Here is an 18,823-nt window from a genome sequence, read left to right as displayed (position 1 = left end):
TTTCTCAATACAAACCCGTTTTGGCTTGTTCCAACAACCGATAAGTGTGGACGTTCAACTTAAAGCAGCATTTTTCCAGAAAGGAGGTGATCCAGCCGCACCTTCCGATACGGCTACCTTGTTACGACTTCACCCCAGTCACGAACCCCGCCGTGGTAAGCGCCCTCCTTGCGGTTAGGCTACCTACTTCTGGCGAGACCCGCTCCCATGGTGTGACGGGCGGTGTGTACAAGACCCGGGAACGTATTCACCGTGACATTCTGATCCACGATTACTAGCGATTCCGACTTCACGCAGTCGAGTTGCAGACTGCGATCCGGACTACGACTGGCTTTATGAGATTAGCTCCCCCTCGCGGGTTGGCAACTCTTTGTACCAGCCATTGTATGACGTGTGTAGCCCCACCTATAAGGGCCATGAGGACTTGACGTCATCCCCACCTTCCTCCGGTTTGTCACCGGCAGTCCCATTAGAGTGCTCAACTAAATGTAGCAACTAATGGCAAGGGTTGCGCTCGTTGCGGGACTTAACCCAACATCTCACGACACGAGCTGACGACAGCCATGCAGCACCTGTGTTACGGTTCTCTTTCGAGCACGAAACCATCTCTGGTAACTTCCGTACATGTCAAAGGTGGGTAAGGTTTTTCGCGTTGCATCGAATTAAACCACATCATCCACCGCTTGTGCGGGTCCCCGTCAATTCCTTTGAGTTTCAACCTTGCGGCCGTACTCCCCAGGCGGTCAACTTCACGCGTTAGCTTCGTTACTGAGTCAGTTAAGACCCAACAACCAGTTGACATCGTTTAGGGCGTGGACTACCAGGGTATCTAATCCTGTTTGCTCCCCACGCTTTCGTGCATGAGCGTCAGTACAGGTCCAGGGGATTGCCTTCGCCATCGGTGTTCCTCCGCATATCTACGCATTTCACTGCTACACGCGGAATTCCATCCCCCTCTACCGTACTCTAGCTTTGCAGTCACAATGGCAGTTCCCAGGTTGAGCCCGGGGATTTCACCACTGTCTTACAAAACCGCCTGCGCACGCTTTACGCCCAGTAATTCCGATTAACGCTTGCACCCTACGTATTACCGCGGCTGCTGGCACGTAGTTAGCCGGTGCTTATTCTTACGGTACCGTCATGACTCCGGGGTATTAGCCCAGAGCTTTTCGTTCCGTACAAAAGCAGTTTACAACCCGAAGGCCTTCATCCTGCACGCGGCATTGCTGGATCAGGCTTTCGCCCATTGTCCAAAATTCCCCACTGCTGCCTCCCGTAGGAGTCTGGACCGTGTCTCAGTTCCAGTGTGGCTGGTCGTCCTCTCAGACCAGCTACAGATCGCAGGCTTGGTGAGCCTTTACCCCACCAACTACCTAATCTGCCATCAGCCGCTCTAGTAGCACAAGGCCCGAAGGTCCCCTGCTTTCATCCGTAGATCTCATGCGGTATTAGCTACTCTTTCGAGTAGTTATCCCCCACTACTAGGCACGTTCCGATGTATTACTCACCCGTTCGCCACTCGTCAGCATCCGAAGACCTGTTACCGTTCGACTTGCATGTGTAAAGCATGCCGCCAGCGTTCAATCTGAGCCAGGATCAAACTCTATAGTTCGATCTTGAATTTAAAGTCTTTCGACTGCTCACTCACTTGACGGAATTAAGAAGAATAAATTCTTCCATAATTACTGTTTTCGTGAGCGCTTGATACTCCGAAGAGTTTTGTTCCGAAGAACTGGCTGCTTGCCATCAAACGCCCACACTTATCGGCTGTATTTTTTTAAGGATCTGAGAACTCAAACAGCTTTAAAACCACTTGAATTTCGTTGCTTACTGTGATCAGCGAAGCCTTAGATTGTAGCACTGTTTTCACAGTACTTTTAAAACGTTTTTGCGTTTTCTTCTCACCCCTCTTGCGAAGAGAGAGAAGAAAACGCCTGGCGTGAGCCAGGCGTTTTGGCGTAAGAGCCTGACGATGACCTACTTTCACACGGGAACCCGCACTATCATCGGCGCTAAGTCGTTTCACGGTCCTGTTCGGGATGGGAAGGAGTGGTACCAACTTGCTATGGTCATCAGGCATAAACTTTTTGTCAGATCGATCGCTTATTTTCTCGATTAACTTCTTAATCGATTGCTTTCAATCCAACGAATTCATAGAGTCTTAATCAGCTTATTCGATTGCGCCTATTTGGCATAACTTGAATGATCGTTTTCACAATTCATTCTGTCTTTTATTTTCTGAGCTAAACCCAAAGTTATAGGGTCAAGCCTCTCGGGCAATTAGTACTGGTTAGCTTAACGCATTACTGCGCTTCCACACCCAGCCTATCAACGTCGTGGTCTACAACGACCCTTCAGGGGGCTCAAGGCCCCGGCAGATCTCATCTTGAAACGAGTTTCCCGCTTAGATGCTTTCAGCGGTTATCTCTTCCACACTTAGCTACCCTGCGATGCCACTGGCGTGACAACAGGTACACCAGAGGTGTGTCCACTCCGGTCCTCTCGTACTAGGAGCAGGCTTCCTCAAATCTGCAGCGCCCACGGAAGATAGGGACCAAACTGTCTCACGACGTTTTAAACCCAGCTCACGTACCTCTTTAAATGGCGAACAGCCATACCCTTGGGACCGACTACAGCCCCAGGATGAGATGAGCCGACATCGAGGTGCCAAACACCGCCGTCGATATGAACTCTTGGGCGGTATCAGCCTGTTATCCCCAGAGTACCTTTTATCCGTTGAGCGATGGCCCTTCCATACAGAACCACCGGATCACTATGTCCTGCTTTCGCATCTGCTCGACTTGTCAGTCTCGCAGTTAAGCACGCTTATGCCATTGCACTATCGTCACGATGTCCGACCGTAACTAGCGTACCTTCGAACTCCTCCGTTACGCTTTGGGAGGAGACCGCCCCAGTCAAACTGCCTACCATGCACTGTCCCCGATCCAGATAATGGACCAAGGTTAGAACCTCAAACGCACCAGGGTGGTATTTCAACGTTGGCTCCATGTGATCTAGCGACCACACTTCAAAGCCTCCCACCTATCCTACACAGATCCGTTCAAAGTCCAATACAAAGCTACAGTAAAGGTTCATGGGGTCTTTCCGTCTTTCCGCGGGGAGATTGCATCATCACAAACATTTCAACTTCGCTGAGTCTCAGGAGGAGACAGTGTGGCCATCGTTACGCCATTCGTGCAGGTCGGAACTTACCCGACAAGGAATTTCGCTACCTTAGGACCGTTATAGTTACGGCCGCCGTTTACTGGGACTTCAATCAAGAGCTTGCACCCCATCATTTAATCTTCCAGCACCGGGCAGGCGTCACACCCTATACGTCCACTTTCGTGTTTGCAGAGTGCTGTGTTTTTATTAAACAGTCGCAGCCACCAATTTTTTGCAGCCCTTTTTAGCTCCGTTTGTTCAACTTCACTGACTTAGGGCACACCTTCTCCCGAAGTTACGGTGTTAATTTGCCGAGTTCCTTCTCCTGAGTTCTCTCAAGCGCCTTAGAATACTCATCTCGCGCACCAGTGTCGGTTTGCGGTACGGTCGTCAATAGCTGAAGCTTAGTGGCTTTTCCTGGAAGCAGGGTATCACTCACTTCGTGTGCAAGCACACTCGTTATCACGCCTCATCTTAGCTCTCCGGATTTGCCTAAAGAGCACGACTACACGCTTGAACCAACATATCCAACAGTTGGCTGAGCTAACCTTCTCCGTCCCCACATCGCACTATTGATCGGTACAGGAATATTGACCTGTTTCCCATCAGCTACGCATCTCTGCCTCGCCTTAGGGGCCGACTCACCCTACGCCGATGAACGTTGCGTAGGAAACCTTGCGCTTACGGCGAGGGGGCTTTTCACCCCCTTTAACGCTACTCATGTCAGCATTCGCACTTCTGATACCTCCAGCATCCGTCTCCAGACACCTTCACAGGCTTACAGAACGCTCTCCTACCACGTGCAATAAATTGCACATCCGCAGCTTCGGTAACTGGCTTAGCCCCGTTACATCTTCCGCGCAGGACGACTCGATCAGTGAGCTATTACGCTTTCTTTAAATGATGGCTGCTTCTAAGCCAACATCCTGACTGTTTTAGCCTTCCCACTTCGTTTCCCACTTAGCCAATTTTAGGGACCTTAGCTGGCGGTCTGGGTTGTTTCCCTCTTGAGTCCGGACGTTAGCACCCGGTGCTCTGTCTCCCAAGCTGTACTCGTCGGTATTCGGAGTTTGCATAGGTTTGGTAAGTCGCCATGACCCCCTAGCCTAAACAGTGCTCTACCCCCGACGGTAATACTTGAGGCACTACCTAAATAGTTTTCGGAGAGAACCAGCTATTTCCAAGTTTGTTTAGCCTTTCACCCCTATCCACAGCTCATCCCCTAATTTTGCAACATTAGTGGGTTCGGACCTCCAGTACCTGTTACGGCACCTTCATCCTGGCCATGGATAGATCACTTGGTTTCGGGTCTACACCCAGCGACTGTTCGCCCTATTCGGACTCGATTTCTCTGCGCCTCCCCTATTCGGTTAAGCTTGCCACTGAATGTAAGTCGCTGACCCATTATACAAAAGGTACGCAGTCACCCCTTACGAGGCTCCTACTTTTTGTAAGCATACGGTTTCAGGATCTATTTCACTCCCCTCCCGGGGTTCTTTTCGCCTTTCCCTCACGGTACTGGTTCACTATCGGTCGATGATGAGTATTTAGCCTTAGAGGATGGTCCCCCTATATTCAGACAGGGTTTCTCGTGCCCCGCCCTACTTGTCTGCAGCCTAGTACCACCGATCGGTTTTCACATACGGGACTATCACCCACTATGGTTGGCCTTTCCATGCCATTTTGTTAACCGGTCGACTATCACTGCAAGGCTCTTCCGAATTCGCTCGCCACTACTATCGGAATCTCGGTTGATGTCTTTTCCTCTGGGTACTTAGATGTTTCAGTTCTCCAGGTTCGCTTCGCATACCTATGAATTCAGTATGCGATACCTATTGCTAGGTGGGTTCCCCCATTCAGAAATCTCCGGATCAAAGCTTATTTGCCAGCTCCCCGAAGCTTATCGCAGGCTATCACGTCTTTCGTCGCCTATCATCGCCAAGGCATCCACCATATGCTCTTAGTCACTTGACCCTATAACTTTGACGTCTCTTGCGAAACACAAAGCTCTAGAACTTCAAAGACTGGTGAGGTCTTACACCTCACGCGTTATGCCGTAATGTGAATATCTTTGGCTGTATCTTTCGACACAGCTTTGAGAATATTCGTCATTACTAAATATCTTTGCTTTCGCAAAATATTTGTTTTGACGCAATCAAAAAGTTGCTGATGGCACGGTGCATTAACCTTGGTTAATGCTTTCCACCAGCAACGCTGATTTCGACTCTATGAATTTTTAAAGAACAGCCTATTGATCAAAGATCAATATAAAAGCAGTCTGCTTCAGACTGCTTTTATATTGAATTTCTGTTTTCGCCTTCTCAACCCATGCTTTGTAGCACTTGCTGAGCCCACGATTATAGCATCACTGGACGCTATCATTTTTAACCTGGTGGAGGATGACGGGATCGAACCGACGACCCCCTGCTTGCAAAGCAGGTGCTCTCCCAGCTGAGCTAATCCCCCGGGATTGTCAATCCAGATGTTGGATTCAGTACCGAAGTACTGGTGGGTCTAGTTGGGCTCGAACCAACGACCCCTGCGTTATCAACACAGTGCTCTAACCAGCTGAGCTACAGACCCATTCCAATTTCTTGCTCGCATCGATTTCTCAATACAAACCCGTTTTGGCTTGTTCCAACAACCGATAAGTGTGGACGTTCAACTTAAAGCAGCATTTTTCCAGAAAGGAGGTGATCCAGCCGCACCTTCCGATACGGCTACCTTGTTACGACTTCACCCCAGTCACGAACCCCGCCGTGGTAAGCGCCCTCCTTGCGGTTAGGCTACCTACTTCTGGCGAGACCCGCTCCCATGGTGTGACGGGCGGTGTGTACAAGACCCGGGAACGTATTCACCGTGACATTCTGATCCACGATTACTAGCGATTCCGACTTCACGCAGTCGAGTTGCAGACTGCGATCCGGACTACGACTGGCTTTATGAGATTAGCTCCCCCTCGCGGGTTGGCAACTCTTTGTACCAGCCATTGTATGACGTGTGTAGCCCCACCTATAAGGGCCATGAGGACTTGACGTCATCCCCACCTTCCTCCGGTTTGTCACCGGCAGTCCCATTAGAGTGCTCAACTAAATGTAGCAACTAATGGCAAGGGTTGCGCTCGTTGCGGGACTTAACCCAACATCTCACGACACGAGCTGACGACAGCCATGCAGCACCTGTGTTACGGTTCTCTTTCGAGCACGAAACCATCTCTGGTAACTTCCGTACATGTCAAAGGTGGGTAAGGTTTTTCGCGTTGCATCGAATTAAACCACATCATCCACCGCTTGTGCGGGTCCCCGTCAATTCCTTTGAGTTTCAACCTTGCGGCCGTACTCCCCAGGCGGTCAACTTCACGCGTTAGCTTCGTTACTGAGTCAGTTAAGACCCAACAACCAGTTGACATCGTTTAGGGCGTGGACTACCAGGGTATCTAATCCTGTTTGCTCCCCACGCTTTCGTGCATGAGCGTCAGTACAGGTCCAGGGGATTGCCTTCGCCATCGGTGTTCCTCCGCATATCTACGCATTTCACTGCTACACGCGGAATTCCATCCCCCTCTACCGTACTCTAGCTTTGCAGTCACAATGGCAGTTCCCAGGTTGAGCCCGGGGATTTCACCACTGTCTTACAAAACCGCCTGCGCACGCTTTACGCCCAGTAATTCCGATTAACGCTTGCACCCTACGTATTACCGCGGCTGCTGGCACGTAGTTAGCCGGTGCTTATTCTTACGGTACCGTCATGACTCCGGGGTATTAGCCCAGAGCTTTTCGTTCCGTACAAAAGCAGTTTACAACCCGAAGGCCTTCATCCTGCACGCGGCATTGCTGGATCAGGCTTTCGCCCATTGTCCAAAATTCCCCACTGCTGCCTCCCGTAGGAGTCTGGACCGTGTCTCAGTTCCAGTGTGGCTGGTCGTCCTCTCAGACCAGCTACAGATCGCAGGCTTGGTGAGCCTTTACCCCACCAACTACCTAATCTGCCATCAGCCGCTCTAGTAGCACAAGGCCCGAAGGTCCCCTGCTTTCATCCGTAGATCTCATGCGGTATTAGCTACTCTTTCGAGTAGTTATCCCCCACTACTAGGCACGTTCCGATGTATTACTCACCCGTTCGCCACTCGTCAGCATCCGAAGACCTGTTACCGTTCGACTTGCATGTGTAAAGCATGCCGCCAGCGTTCAATCTGAGCCAGGATCAAACTCTATAGTTCGATCTTGAATTTAAAGTCTTTCGACTGCTCACTCACTTGACGGAATTAAGAAGAATAAATTCTTCCATAATTACTGTTTTCGTGAGCGCTTGATACTCCGAAGAGTTTTGTTCCGAAGAACTGGCTGCTTGCCATCAAACGCCCACACTTATCGGCTGTATTTTTTTAAGGATCTGAGAACTCAAACAGCTTTAAAACCACTTGAATTTCGTTGCTTGCTGTGATCAGCGAAGCCTTATATTTTAGCACAGCTTTTTTGCTTACTTCGCAATGACTTTTTGAAGCTTGCGAGGCAGTTGTTTGCTGCGAATGACTGAACTATAGCATAGGTAAAACCCTAGATTCGCCAAGTTTGAGACAAAGCTTCATGACTTAAAAGGGTCTTCCTTGCTGATGGTGCCCTTATAGACGATAGAGACAGAGGCCTCGCGGCCTCTGTCTCTATGCAGTACATAGATAATGCGCGCACGATGGCACTGATTACTTTGTTGGACGCTCAATTAGCGTTCGGGCACGTGGCCCTTTTGGACCACGCCACTTTCTCCCTGGAAACCGGCGAACGCGTCGGTCTGATCGGCCGCAATGGCGCTGGCAAGTCTTCGCTGCTCAAAATTTTGGGCGGCCTAGCAAAAGCCGACGATGGTCAGGTCCAGGTCCAAAACGGGGTTCGCATTACTTATGTAGCCCAAGAGCCGGATTTGAATCCGGAGCACACAGTGTTTGAGTCCGCATCTGACGGCTTAGCGACTGTGATTGCGGTGCGTGAGCGCTATTTGGCCGGCGGCGAAGGCGAAGATTTGGATGTCTTGCAGACATTGATCGAGTCCTATGACGCTTGGAACTGGGAGCAGCGCGTAGAAGAAACGCTTCAGCGCCTGCACTTAGACCCCAATGCTTTGGTGGGCAGCCTGTCTGGCGGTACCCGCAAGCGCGTGGCTTTGGCTCAGGCACTGGTGGCCCGTCCTGACGTGCTGCTGCTGGACGAACCTACCAATCACTTGGACTTGGACTCTATTGAGTGGCTGGAAGATTTGTTGATTGCTTTTAAGGGAAGCGTCATCACCATCACCCACGACCGTAGCTTTTTGGACCGCATTGCCACGCGCATTGTGGAGCTGGACCGTGGCCACCTGCTGTCTTACCCCGGCAACTTCGCACAATACGTTGTGCAAAAAGAAGAGCAATTGGCTCAAGAGGCAGTTATCAACGCCAAGGCCGACAAGCTGTTGGCCCAAGAAGAAGTGTGGATTCGCAAGGGTGTGGAAGCCCGCCGCACGCGTAGCCAAAGCCGCATTACCCGCCTGCAAGAAATGCGCCTGAACCGCTCCGCTCGCCGGGATGTGCAGGGCACGGTAAATATGGATATTGCATCTGGCAAGGGCGACAGCTACCAGGGCAAGATCGTGGCCGAGCTGACGGATGTCAGCAAGACCTATGGCGAAAAGAAGATTGTTGAAAAGTTCAGTGGCACGATTTTGCGTGGCGACAAGGTAGGCTTGCTCGGCCCCAATGGCGCTGGCAAGACAACGCTGCTGAAGATGATTCTGGGCGAGCTGGCACCCGACAGCGGCGATGTGCGCCTGGGCGGCAATATGCAAGTGGCTTATTTTGACCAGATGCGCCACCAAGTGGATCTGGATGCGACGCTGGAAGACTTCATCAGTCCCGGTAGCGAGTGGATCGAGATTGGCAACCAAAAAAAGCACGTCAAGAGCTATCTGAGCGACTTCTTGTTCTCGCCAGCGCGTGCGCACTCCCCTGTGCGTTCTTTGTCGGGTGGCGAGCGCAACCGCTTGCTGCTGGCTCGTTTGTTTGCCCGCCCTGCCAATGTTTTGGTGCTGGACGAGCCCACCAACGACCTCGACATCGAGACCTTGGACATGCTGGAAGACTTGCTGCAAAGCTATGACGGCACTGTATTCTTGGTCAGCCATGACCGCACCTTCCTCGACAACGTAGTCACCAGCACCATCGCTTGGGAAGGCCCCGGTCACTGGCGTGAGTACGAAGGCGGTGTGACCGACTGGATGGAGCAATCGCGCCGCAGCAAGGCTATTGCTGCAGCGGCTGCTGCAAAACAACCGAACACGCCTCCTAAGGAAGAAGCCAAGCCTGCGGCTGCTACTGCCGAAAGCACAGCCAGCCCTAAAAAGAAGCTGAGCTACAAAGAGCAACGCGAGCTGGAAACTTTGCCCGCCCAGATTGCAGCGCTAGAAGACGAGCAAAAGCAGATTCAGGCAGCGCTGGCTGACGGTAATCTGTTCTCTAGCGACAACGCCAAGGCCGTCGCCATGCACCAACGTGATGCGGAAATTGATGAAGCCTTGATGGAAGCACTGGAGCGCTGGTCGGCGCTGTCTGCATAAGATCTGCACTCATCGTTGCATCGAATAGATGCAACAAATAAAAGAGCGCCTTGCGCTTGTCTAACAAGGACTTTGGCTACTTATGTATCAAAGACTATTGAATGACAAGGACAAGGCGCTCTCTTTTATTCAGCTTTAGATTCGGTGATGAACCTGATCGGAGCCACCACGCAGCTTATTTAAAAGGGCTTGGGCGATGTTTGGCAGAGGCAGCACCTCATCAGCGCCTCCTTGAGCAATGGCTTCACGCGGCATGCCAAAGACGATGCAAGTGGCTTCGTCTTGCACCAAGTTGTAGCTGCCGGCATCACGCATCTCGCGCATGGCGCTTGCACCATCGGCGCCCATTCCGGTCAGCATGATGCCGTAGGCGTTGCGCCCCGCATTGGCCGCTACGGACTTGAACAACACCTCGACTGAAGGCTTGTGGCGATTCACCGGCGGGGCATCGTCAACCACAGCCACATAGTTGGCACCACTGCGGCTGATGGAGAAGTGTTTACCTCCGGGGGCGATGTAGGCATGACCGGGCAACAGGCGCTCGCCATGTATTGCTTCTTTCACCGTCATCTGACACAGGCTATTGAGCCGCGCGGCAAAGCTGGTGGTAAAGCCCGGCGGCATGTGCTGGGTGATCACGATGGCCGGGCAATCTGCAGGCAAACGGGTCAGCACTTCACGAATGGCTTCGGTACCGCCTGTAGACGCCCCAATGGCAATGATTTTCTCTGTGGAGACACGCCCCAGCAGCGTAGGCGCAACAGGTGCACGAGGGGCGACAGGCTTAGATCCTGCCCCAGCCGCAACGCCATGAGGCACAACCGGCAAGCGATGTACTTGAGCCACCGCTGCCACCCGGATTTTTTCCACAATCTGCGTGGCAAGCTCCTGCAAGCCGTTGGCCACGCCAACACGGGGCTTGGCCACAAAATCAATGGCGCCCAACTCCAACGCGCGCATGGTGACATCCGCACCACGCTCAGTCAACGTGGAGATCATCACCACCGGCATAGGACGCAGGCGCATCAGGCGCCCCAAGAAATCAATGCCATCCATTCGTGGCATTTCCACATCCAGCGTGATGACGTCGGGGTTCAGGTCGCGGATCATTTCTCGTGCGATCAGGGGATCATTGGCAGAGCCAATGCATTCCATATCGTGCTGACGATTGATGATCTCAGCCAACAAACTGCGCACCAACGCAGAATCATCCACCACGACTACCCGGATTTTTGGCTTTAGCAAAGCTCAACCTTCCTCAAAACAGATCCACCGAACCACCGGACGTATTGCGCGCAACGACGGCTGCGCTGCCGCGGGTGACTTCCTGCTGCACTAGTGCCTCAGGATGGGCATGGGCCAGTCGCTTGACCATGGCCTTGCCAGTCGATGGGAAAAAGACCACTTTACGCGGGTAAATATCCAGCACGTCTTCAGAGACGATGGGGATGCGCTCCGTCTGCAGATATTCGGTCACAAAATCGGTATTTCGCTCGCCCACATTCATGGTCGTGAAGTTGGCCATAACCTGCGCACCGCCAAAAATCTTGGCCTGCATGGACTCACGCCGCGCCCCCATTTTTAACATCTCGTTAATGAGCAGCTCCATCGCGTACGAACCATAACGGCCCGAGACATCATTAGAGTCACCCTCGGGCAGCATAAAGTGATTCATGCCGCCAATGCCCATGGCGCGATCCCACAGGCAAGCTGCAATGCAAGACCCCAGCACAGTAACAATAGCCATCTCGTCGCGTGAGACGAAATACTCACCCGGCAGCACTTTGGCCGAGTTGAGTTGAAAGTGTGGGTCGTAGTAAAAAAACGAGGCCTCACCCGCCCGACGCGACTGGCGCTTGAGCTGCTCCAGCGATGACACCGGCGCAGCCGCTGGCGAGCCCATATAGGGCTGCCCCATATAAGCCGGAGCGCGCAAATGCCGGCCAACAGCGCCAGCAGCGGGTCTTCCCAGCGGAGAGCTCTGATTCATCATGACTTGCGACCCTGCCCTTCAGACTCATTGACGCTCATAAACGGTCTTACCCTTGAGAGCGAACAGATCACGCGCATCGCTGAAGTTCTCGGCATGCCCCACAAACAGCAGCCCGCCGGGCTTCAGCACCTGATGAATACGCTCCAGCACGCGCCGCTGGGTTGGCGCATCAAAATAAATCATCACATTGCGGCAGAAGACCACATCAAAGGTCTCCCGAAACGGCCAGTCACCGGCAATCAGGTTGACGTTGATGAAGTCCACCATCTTGCGCAGTTCAGGCTTGACGCGAACCATGCCCGAATTGCCTGAGCGCCCACGCAAAAAGAAGCGGTGCAAACGCTCGGTGCTCATGCCCTTGACGCTCTCGCCCTTGTAAACGCCATTCGATGCCGTCTCCAGCACGCGGGAATCAATATCACTGGCCGTGAGATGAAAGTTGCCCGACGCGCCCAGACTTTCCATCGCTGTCATCAAAATGGAATAAGGCTCTTCTCCCGTCGATGCCGCGCTGCACCACACCTTCCAGCCATTGCCACCCGGCTTTTTGGTGCGCAGGTACTGAGACAGGATTTCAAAGTGGTGCTGCTCACGAAAGAAGGCCGTCAAATTAGTGGTGAGCGCGTTGACGAACTCCTGACACTCTGGCCCATCTTTGATCGACTCCAACCAATCCAGATAGCTGGCAAAGCTCTCATGCCCCGTGTCACGCAGACGGCGAGACAGGCGGCTGTAGACCATGGCGTGCTTGCCATCATGCAAGCTGATGCCGGCATATTGGTAGATCAAGGCTTGGACGCGAGAAAAGTCACGGTTAGACCAGACAAACTCGCGGCCTTGCGCCAGCGGGCCAGACAAATGGTCTGTCGACGCATCGTCATCCTGCGCCATGTGGGCAGGAGCTTTGTGAGATGAAGCGGTACGCCCCAGATTTAGCACATAGGCCTTTGGGTGAATCAGGCTTCAGAGGCCACAAGGCCCATATCGACATTGCCCATGAGCTTTTCGATATCCAGCAAGATGAGCATGCGCTCGCCGACCGAACCCAAGCCCAGAATGCAGCCGCTGTCGATAGCGCTTTCGATATCGGGTGCGGGACGCACAGCGTCTGCAGCCAGCGCCATCACATCGCTTACCGAGTCGACCACAATGCCCACAACGCGGCGACCCAGGTTCAAGATGATGACCACAGTAAAGGCGTTGTACTCCACATTGGCGCAGTTAAAGCGCAGGCGCATATCCACGATAGGCACGATGGTGCCGCGCAGGTTGACCACACCCTTGATGAACTCAGGCGCATTGGCAATGCGGGTGGGCGGCTCGTAGCCACGGATTTCTTGCACCTTCAGAATGTCAATGCCGTACTCCTCCTCGCCCAAGCGGAAGGTCAGATATTCGCGGGAACCAGTGGCCAAGCCTTCGGCAGTCTTGTTGAGGATGTTCATGTCAGCTCTCTCGGAGTTATTCGGGTTTATTTAGTAGCAAGGCGGGTCGGCTCAAACTGGCCTCAGTGGCGGGTGCGGCGCACTAATGCACCGGTATCCAGAATCAACGCCACAGACCCATCACCCAAAATAGTGGCCCCCGATACGTTGGGCACCTTGCGGTAATTGCTCTCCAGGTTCTTCACCACCACCTGGTGCTGGCCCAGCAACTCATCAACCAACAGGGCTACGCGGCTGCCGTCAGCTTCGACCACCACCATGATGTTGCTGGTCTCGTTCTCATCCGAGCGCGGTATCTGGAAAGTGCGCTCCAGCGCAATCACCGGCATGTACTCATCACGCACCTTGACCAGCTGCGTGCCATTGGCCACGGTGTTGACCTCATCGCCCTTGACTTGGAAGGATTCCACCACAGAGGACAGCGGCAGGATATAAACCTCATCGCCTACGCCCACCGACATGCCATCCATGATGGCTAGCGTCAGCGGCAAGCGCACTGAAACCTTCATGCCCTGACCGGCAACGGAGTCAATCTCCACCGTGCCGCCCAGCGAGGTGATGTTTCGCTTGACCACATCCATGCCCACGCCGCGGCCTGAGACATCGGTCACCACATCGGCGGTCGAAAAACCAGGCGCAAAGATCAGCTGCCAGACTTCGCCGTCCGGCATGGCGTCAGAGACATCCATGCCGCGTTCGCGGGCTTTGCTCAAAATTCTCTCGCGATTCATGCCTCGGCCGTCATCGCGCACTTCAATAACGATGGAGCCGCCTTGATGCGAGGCCGCCAAGGTCAGCGTGCCGTTTTCGGACTTGCCGGCAGCCAAGCGGTCCGCAGGCAGCTCAATGCCATGGTCCACGCTGTTGCGCACCAAATGGGTCAGCGGGTCGGTGATCTTCTCGACCAGCCCCTTATCAAGCTCAGTGGCTTCGCCTAGCGTGACAAAGTCCACCTTCTTATTGAGCTTACCCGCCAAGTCACGCAACATGCGCGGGAAGCGGCTGAACACGGTGGACATGGGAATCATGCGAATCGACATCACAGACTCTTGCAAGTCTCTTGTGTTGCGATCCAGATCAGCCAGACCCGCCAGCAACTGCTGGCAAACCGCCGGGTCCAGCCCTTGGCTGTTTTGCGCCAGCATGGCTTGGGTAATCACAAGTTCACCCACCAAATTGATGAGCTGGTCAACCTTCTTCACATCCACACGGATGCTGGTGGATTCCATCAGCGCAGCAGCTGCTTTAGGAGCAGCCTTTTGCGCCGCCAGTCCAGATGAATCATGGACTGAGTGCTCTTGATTCGATAGCGAATCAGGACCACCCGGAGCGCCGACGAAAAAGCCATAAGCATCATCTGCAGATAGATGGGTAGAAGGCGTTACCGCCTCTTGCTCCACAGCCTCTGCGAGCAACTCATCCGTAACAATCGCAGACATGGCGGAGCTTTGCTGCGTCTGCTCAGTGATCGTCACCTGGACTTTAGAGACATGGAAGACAAACAAATCACACAACTCATCATCACTCGAGACGGTTTTGACCTCAAAGCGGCGGTAATCAGGCTTGCTGCTGTCCTGATCTTGAATCGTGCCCAGACCGGGAATATCGCGGAATAGCTCCTTGAGCGAATCGCCCAATGCCAGATTGCTCAATGGACCAATATCGATTTGCAGCACGCGCGCGCCTGCGGGCGGCTCGGTGCCAATCACCGCAGCTTGACCAGCAGGCTGAACGGGAGCCGTAGCCTTAGCAGCAGCCGCTTGAGCAGGCGCAGACACCGCTTCGGTGCGATGCACTTGCGGCATTTCCGTCAGGCCCTGCGCCAATGCTTCAATGCGCACCACCAGTTCGGCGGTAGAAATCGGCTCGCCCGTGTCACCGGATTGATGACGCGCTAACAAACTACGGCTAGCGTCGGCAGACTCCAGCAATACATCTACCATGGCAGGCACGGGCGTGATTTCATGGCGACGCAGGCGGTCCAGCAAGGACTCCATGCGGTGGGTCAGCTCGGTAACATCCGAAAAGCCAAAAGTGGCCGCGCCCCCCTTGATGGAGTGGGCGCAGCGAAAAATGCCATTGAGTTCTTCGTCATCTGCGGCCGATAAATCCAGGCTGAGCAGCATCTGCTCCATCTGGTCGAGGTTCTCGCTGGCTTCCTCGAAAAATATTTGATAGAACTGGCTAAGGTCAAAGTCCGCGCCCGAGCCTGCGCCATCCTGGTGTGTATCCGCCATGGTGTTTCCTGCTGTGATTCTGGGTTATCGGCTTAACGGAGCACTTTCTGAATGACTTCAATCAAACGATTGGGGTCAAAAGGCTTCACCAGCCAGCCCGTCGCACCTGCAGCGCGGCCAGCTTGCTTCATCAAATCACTCGATTCTGTGGTCAAAATCAAGATGGGCGTGCTCTTGAACTTGGGGTCTTCGCGCAGCTTGCGGGTCAGGCCAATGCCATCAAGACGCGGCATATTCTGGTCGGCCAGCACCAGATCTATGTTTTCGGCCTGAGCCTTGGCAAGCGCATCTACGCCATCAACGGCCTCAACCACCTTAAAGCCAGCACTACTCAATGTGAAAGCAACCATCTTTCGCATCGAGGGGGAATCATCAACAGCCAGAATCGATCGCATGTACAGCTCCAACAGACGGGCAACGTAAACAGGGTAGGAAAGTCAGAACAGCTCAACAGAGCCAGCGTCCATCTCACTTTGCGTGACGGGATTGGGTTTTTCAGGCAGAGGTGGCAGGCCAATCTCGATCTCAGACTCATCCTCGTCCACGCCCATCACAGCAGCCCCCAACCTGAAAGCACAGGCTTGCAAAGTATGTGCCATATGCGCAATCAATTGCGAGGACATATCGTGGAACTGCAACTCGGTCACCGCTAGCCGCAAAGACTCGCGCGCCGAACCCAGTGCCAGCGTATCAGGCAGGTCGGGGTGAGACAATTGGCCATTGGCCTGCTCAAAGCGTTCCAGCAAGTTATGCGTGGCATGGTCCAGCAGTCCCTCAAGGCGCTGCAAGTCACGCAAGGTGACTAGCAAGGCATCTTGCAGCTCCGCAGCCACCATGACCGGCATGGCAACCGCAGGCACACCCAAAGGGTTTTGCATTGTCTGCATCGTTACTCCAACTGCGAAAAGACTTCATGACGACCTTGCCGCCATGCACCACCACATGAACAACTCCACAGCGATTGCCGCCGCCAATCTATCTGATTCGACGACTACTGCCCCGTTGTTCCAAAATGTATCCAATGATAGCGTTCTTGGCGATATGCAATTACACGATCAAGTAGTGAAAATCCTTCATATTGAAGACTCTGCCGCAGATCAGGCGCTTGCACGGCTCAGTCTCAAGCGAGGGAAACTGCTGTGCAGCCTCACCACGGTAGACACTTTGCCCGCCGTTCAAGAGGCCTTGCAGACCCAAACCTTCGATCTCATTTTGGCGGACTACCACCTGCCGGGCTTTACTGCGCTTGATGTCTGGGACCTGGTTCGCACCCGTGCGGATGCTCCCCCGTTTGTGCTGCTGTCAGGCGCCATTGGCGAATCCGCTGCGGTAGACATCATGCGGCTGGGCATTAGCGACTACCTGCTCAAAGACCAGATAAACAGCCTGCCCCATGTGGTCAAGCGCGCCATCGAGGTGCATGAAGCCAGGCTAGCCCGCCGCCGCGCCATTGATGAGCTAGCCCAGTCTGAAAAGCGCTTGGCCGAGCTGACCGAGCACTTGCACACCAGCATTGAGCAAGAACGCGCCAATATCTCGCGTGAGATTCATGACGACATTGGCGGCTCGCTCACCGCCGTCAAGTTCAATCTGGCGTGGATGAGTCGCAACAGCCCCGAAGGCGCGCTGCGCGAACATACCCAATCGGCGCTTGAAATGCTGGAGCACGCCCTAGGCGCCAGCCAGCGCATCATGCAAAACCTGCGCCCCCCGGTGCTGGACCAAGGGCTAGTCGCTGCCGTGCAATGGCTGACGCAAGACTTTGAGCGCCGCACCGGGACCCCCACCCAGCTGCACACCAGCCGCGAGCACATGAACATTGCACCGGCACTGCAAGTCGTGGTGTACCGGGCGGCGCAAGAATCCTTGACCAATATCAGCAAATACGCCCAAGCCAGCCGCGTGAGCTTGGACTTGTCTGACCAAGAGGGTTTTTTGACACTGGAAGTAACAGATAACGGGGTAGGCTTGGACGAGCAAGCGCGCAACAAGCCTCAATCCTTCGGTCTCAGAGGACTCAGTGAGCGCGCACGCACCGTTCAAGGATGGCTGGATGTGAGCAGTCGCCTCGGCCAAGGAACCTCTATCATCCTCACTATTCCTTTAACTGATATCGAAACCTAAGCAACGCACTGATGCTACTGAAGCCTTTGCGCGCTTTTTCATTGGGAGATCGACCTTGATTCACGTCGTGCTATGCGATGACCATGCCGTTTTGCGACGAGGCATACGCGACACCTTGGCCGAGGCCACGGACATCATCGTCACCGCTGAAGCCAGCTGCTACTCCGAACTGCGCGAGCAACTGCGCACCGCCACTTGTGACGTGCTGCTGCTAGACATCAACATGCCCGGGCGCAGCGGCCTTGAGGTGCTGGCCAGCGTGCGCGAAACCCACCCGCACATTCGCGTCATCATGGTCTCCATGTACCCCGAAGATCAGTACGCCTTGCGCAGCATCAAGGCCGGCGCGGCAGGTTACGCCAACAAAGCAGGCGACCCGGTGCAACTGATCGAAGCCGTGCGCATCGTTCACACCGGCCGCAAGTACCTGACCGCCGAAGTGGCGCAGATGCTGGCCGAAAGCCTGGCCCAGCCCGCCGCCCCCGTGCCCCACGAAACCCTGTCCGAGCGCGAGATGCAGACTTTGCTGAAGATTGCCAGCGGGCAAAAGCAGACCGATATTGCGCAGGAGTTGATGCTCAGCCCCAAGACAGTGAGCGTTTATCGGACCCGGGTGCTGGAGAAGCTGGGGATGAGCAGCAACGCGGAGCTGACGGCTTACGCGATCCATAACAAGTTGATTTAGCTTCACAAGAATATTAGTCAAATCAGCCTCTACCCAAGGTAGTGATTTGATATTTCGCTATCAAATTAACGATAGCGACCCTACTGTCTGCGCCCCTTCGCTGCGCTACGGGTAAACCTGCGTCACGCCATTCAGGCTGCGGTGCCGCCCAACTCGCTGCGCGGCTTGCGCCGCTTCGCTCAGACAAACGGCGGCAAGTCAGATGACGAAGCAAAGCTGTCCTGCGGCAGCGCTGCCCGCAGCCTGAACCGCGTGCCGCAGGCGCTGACACAAGGGGTGGGAGCGGGAGCGGACGACCTGCCTGATTTGTGACGAAATAGGCTTCTACTCCGCAGCCCACCTTGGGTAGCAGCTATCAAAACGATAAAGAAGCTATCCCGTATCCGCTCCCCCGCCCTTTTGCCCGCGCCTGCGACGACGACCTCTTGTTGCGGGCGGCTGCACCGCAGAGTGCAGACGCATTCACCTCAAATTTGCGGCAACCTGTTTGAGCGGAGAGCGAAGCTCGAAGTGAGTTTTGCCGCACAGCAACAAGAGGTTGACGGCGCAGGTTTGCCCCGTAGCGCAGCGAAGGGGACGCGGGCAGCAG

At 54.2% G+C, this 18,823-nt stretch carries 11 protein-coding genes, 2 tRNA genes and 4 rRNA genes; 4 read left to right on the top strand and 13 right to left on the bottom strand.

Translation table 11 applies throughout. The annotated features are described in order from the left end of the window. Positions 1 to 79: 79 nt before the first annotated feature. The 6 genes from KUF54_RS13590 to KUF54_RS13565 all read right to left on the bottom strand — a co-directional run bounded on the left by KUF54_RS13590 (position 80) and on the right by KUF54_RS13565 (position 7,384). Positions 80 to 1,612, bottom strand: a 16S ribosomal RNA gene (locus tag KUF54_RS13590). 352 nt (positions 1,613 to 1,964) lie between these two features. Next, positions 1,965 to 2,077, bottom strand: a 5S ribosomal RNA gene (rrf, locus tag KUF54_RS13585). Positions 2,078 to 2,259: 182 nt separating this feature from the next. Further along, positions 2,260 to 5,139: ribosomal RNA gene (locus tag KUF54_RS13580) — 23S ribosomal RNA — on the bottom strand. 416 nt (positions 5,140 to 5,555) lie between these two features. Next, positions 5,556 to 5,631, bottom strand: a tRNA-Ala gene (locus KUF54_RS13575). Between the two features lie 40 nt (positions 5,632 to 5,671). Continuing rightward, positions 5,672 to 5,748 (bottom strand) — tRNA-Ile (locus KUF54_RS13570). Between the two features lie 103 nt (positions 5,749 to 5,851). Next, positions 5,852 to 7,384: ribosomal RNA gene (locus KUF54_RS13565) — 16S ribosomal RNA — on the bottom strand. Together the 16S, 23S and 5S rRNA genes with 2 tRNA genes alongside form the textbook arrangement of a ribosomal RNA operon. 470 nt (positions 7,385 to 7,854) lie before the next feature. Here KUF54_RS13565 and KUF54_RS13560 point away from each other — a divergent pair. After that, positions 7,855 to 9,750 carry an ATP-binding cassette domain-containing protein gene (locus tag KUF54_RS13560; RefSeq protein ID WP_219343321.1) on the top strand — a complete coding sequence of 632 codons (1,896 nt, stop codon included), beginning with the start codon at positions 7,855 to 7,857 and terminating at the stop codon, positions 9,748 to 9,750. Positions 9,751 to 9,885: 135 nt separating this feature from the next. Here KUF54_RS13560 and KUF54_RS13555 read toward each other — a convergent pair whose 3' ends face one another. The 7 genes from KUF54_RS13555 to KUF54_RS13525 all read right to left on the bottom strand — a co-directional run bounded on the left by KUF54_RS13555 (position 9,886) and on the right by KUF54_RS13525 (position 16,312). Next, the gene (locus KUF54_RS13555; protein WP_219343320.1) at positions 9,886 to 10,995 is read right to left on the bottom strand and encodes a chemotaxis response regulator protein-glutamate methylesterase; all 1,110 of its coding nucleotides are present in this window, start codon (positions 10,993 to 10,995) and stop codon (positions 9,886 to 9,888) included. A gap of 13 nt (positions 10,996 to 11,008) precedes the next feature. Beyond that, entirely contained in the window at positions 11,009 to 11,743 is a 735-nt protein-coding gene (gene cheD / locus KUF54_RS13550; protein ID WP_219343319.1) for a chemoreceptor glutamine deamidase CheD, read from the bottom strand. Positions 11,744 to 11,767: 24 nt separating this feature from the next. Beyond that, positions 11,768 to 12,634, bottom strand: coding sequence for a CheR family methyltransferase (locus tag KUF54_RS13545; protein WP_219343318.1), 867 nt, complete (start codon positions 12,632 to 12,634; stop codon positions 11,768 to 11,770). A gap of 65 nt (positions 12,635 to 12,699) precedes the next feature. After that, positions 12,700 to 13,188 carry a chemotaxis protein CheW gene (locus tag KUF54_RS13540; protein ID WP_219343317.1) on the bottom strand — a complete coding sequence of 163 codons (489 nt, stop codon included), beginning with the start codon at positions 13,186 to 13,188 and terminating at the stop codon, positions 12,700 to 12,702. 62 nt (positions 13,189 to 13,250) lie between these two features. Beyond that, positions 13,251 to 15,425, bottom strand: a complete 2,175-nt coding sequence (locus KUF54_RS13535; RefSeq protein ID WP_219343316.1) for a chemotaxis protein CheW — start codon at positions 15,423 to 15,425, stop codon at positions 13,251 to 13,253. Positions 15,426 to 15,457: 32 nt separating this feature from the next. Next, positions 15,458 to 15,820 carry a response regulator gene (locus tag KUF54_RS13530; protein WP_219343315.1) on the bottom strand — a complete coding sequence of 121 codons (363 nt, stop codon included), beginning with the start codon at positions 15,818 to 15,820 and terminating at the stop codon, positions 15,458 to 15,460. A gap of 42 nt (positions 15,821 to 15,862) precedes the next feature. Next, positions 15,863 to 16,312: a hypothetical protein gene (locus KUF54_RS13525; protein WP_219343314.1), complete on the bottom strand. Its 450-nt coding sequence runs from the start codon at positions 16,310 to 16,312 to the stop codon at positions 15,863 to 15,865. A gap of 115 nt (positions 16,313 to 16,427) precedes the next feature. Between KUF54_RS13525 and KUF54_RS13520 the strand changes: the two genes are divergently transcribed. The 3 genes from KUF54_RS13520 (at position 16,428) to KUF54_RS13510 (ending at position 18,546) form a co-directional block, all read left to right on the top strand. Beyond that, a complete protein-coding gene (locus tag KUF54_RS13520; protein WP_370627610.1) occupies positions 16,428 to 17,549 on the top strand; it encodes a histidine kinase in 1,122 nt (373 codons plus the stop codon). Between the two features lie 55 nt (positions 17,550 to 17,604). Beyond that, positions 17,605 to 18,234: a response regulator transcription factor gene (locus KUF54_RS13515; protein WP_219343313.1), complete on the top strand. Its 630-nt coding sequence runs from the start codon at positions 17,605 to 17,607 to the stop codon at positions 18,232 to 18,234. A 141-nt stretch (positions 18,235 to 18,375) separates the two neighbouring features. Then, on the top strand, positions 18,376 to 18,546 hold the full coding sequence (locus tag KUF54_RS13510; protein ID WP_219343312.1) for a hypothetical protein: 171 nt from the start codon (positions 18,376 to 18,378) through the stop codon (positions 18,544 to 18,546). Positions 18,547 to 18,823 lie beyond the last annotated feature (277 nt).

Origin of the sequence: Comamonas sp. Y33R10-2 (assembly GCF_019355935.1) — a bacterium.
Classification (GTDB): Bacteria; Pseudomonadota; Gammaproteobacteria; order Burkholderiales; family Burkholderiaceae_C; genus Comamonas.
The sequence above is the reverse complement of the archived record's forward strand: the minus strand, read 5'-3'. Positions and strand labels throughout refer to the sequence as shown.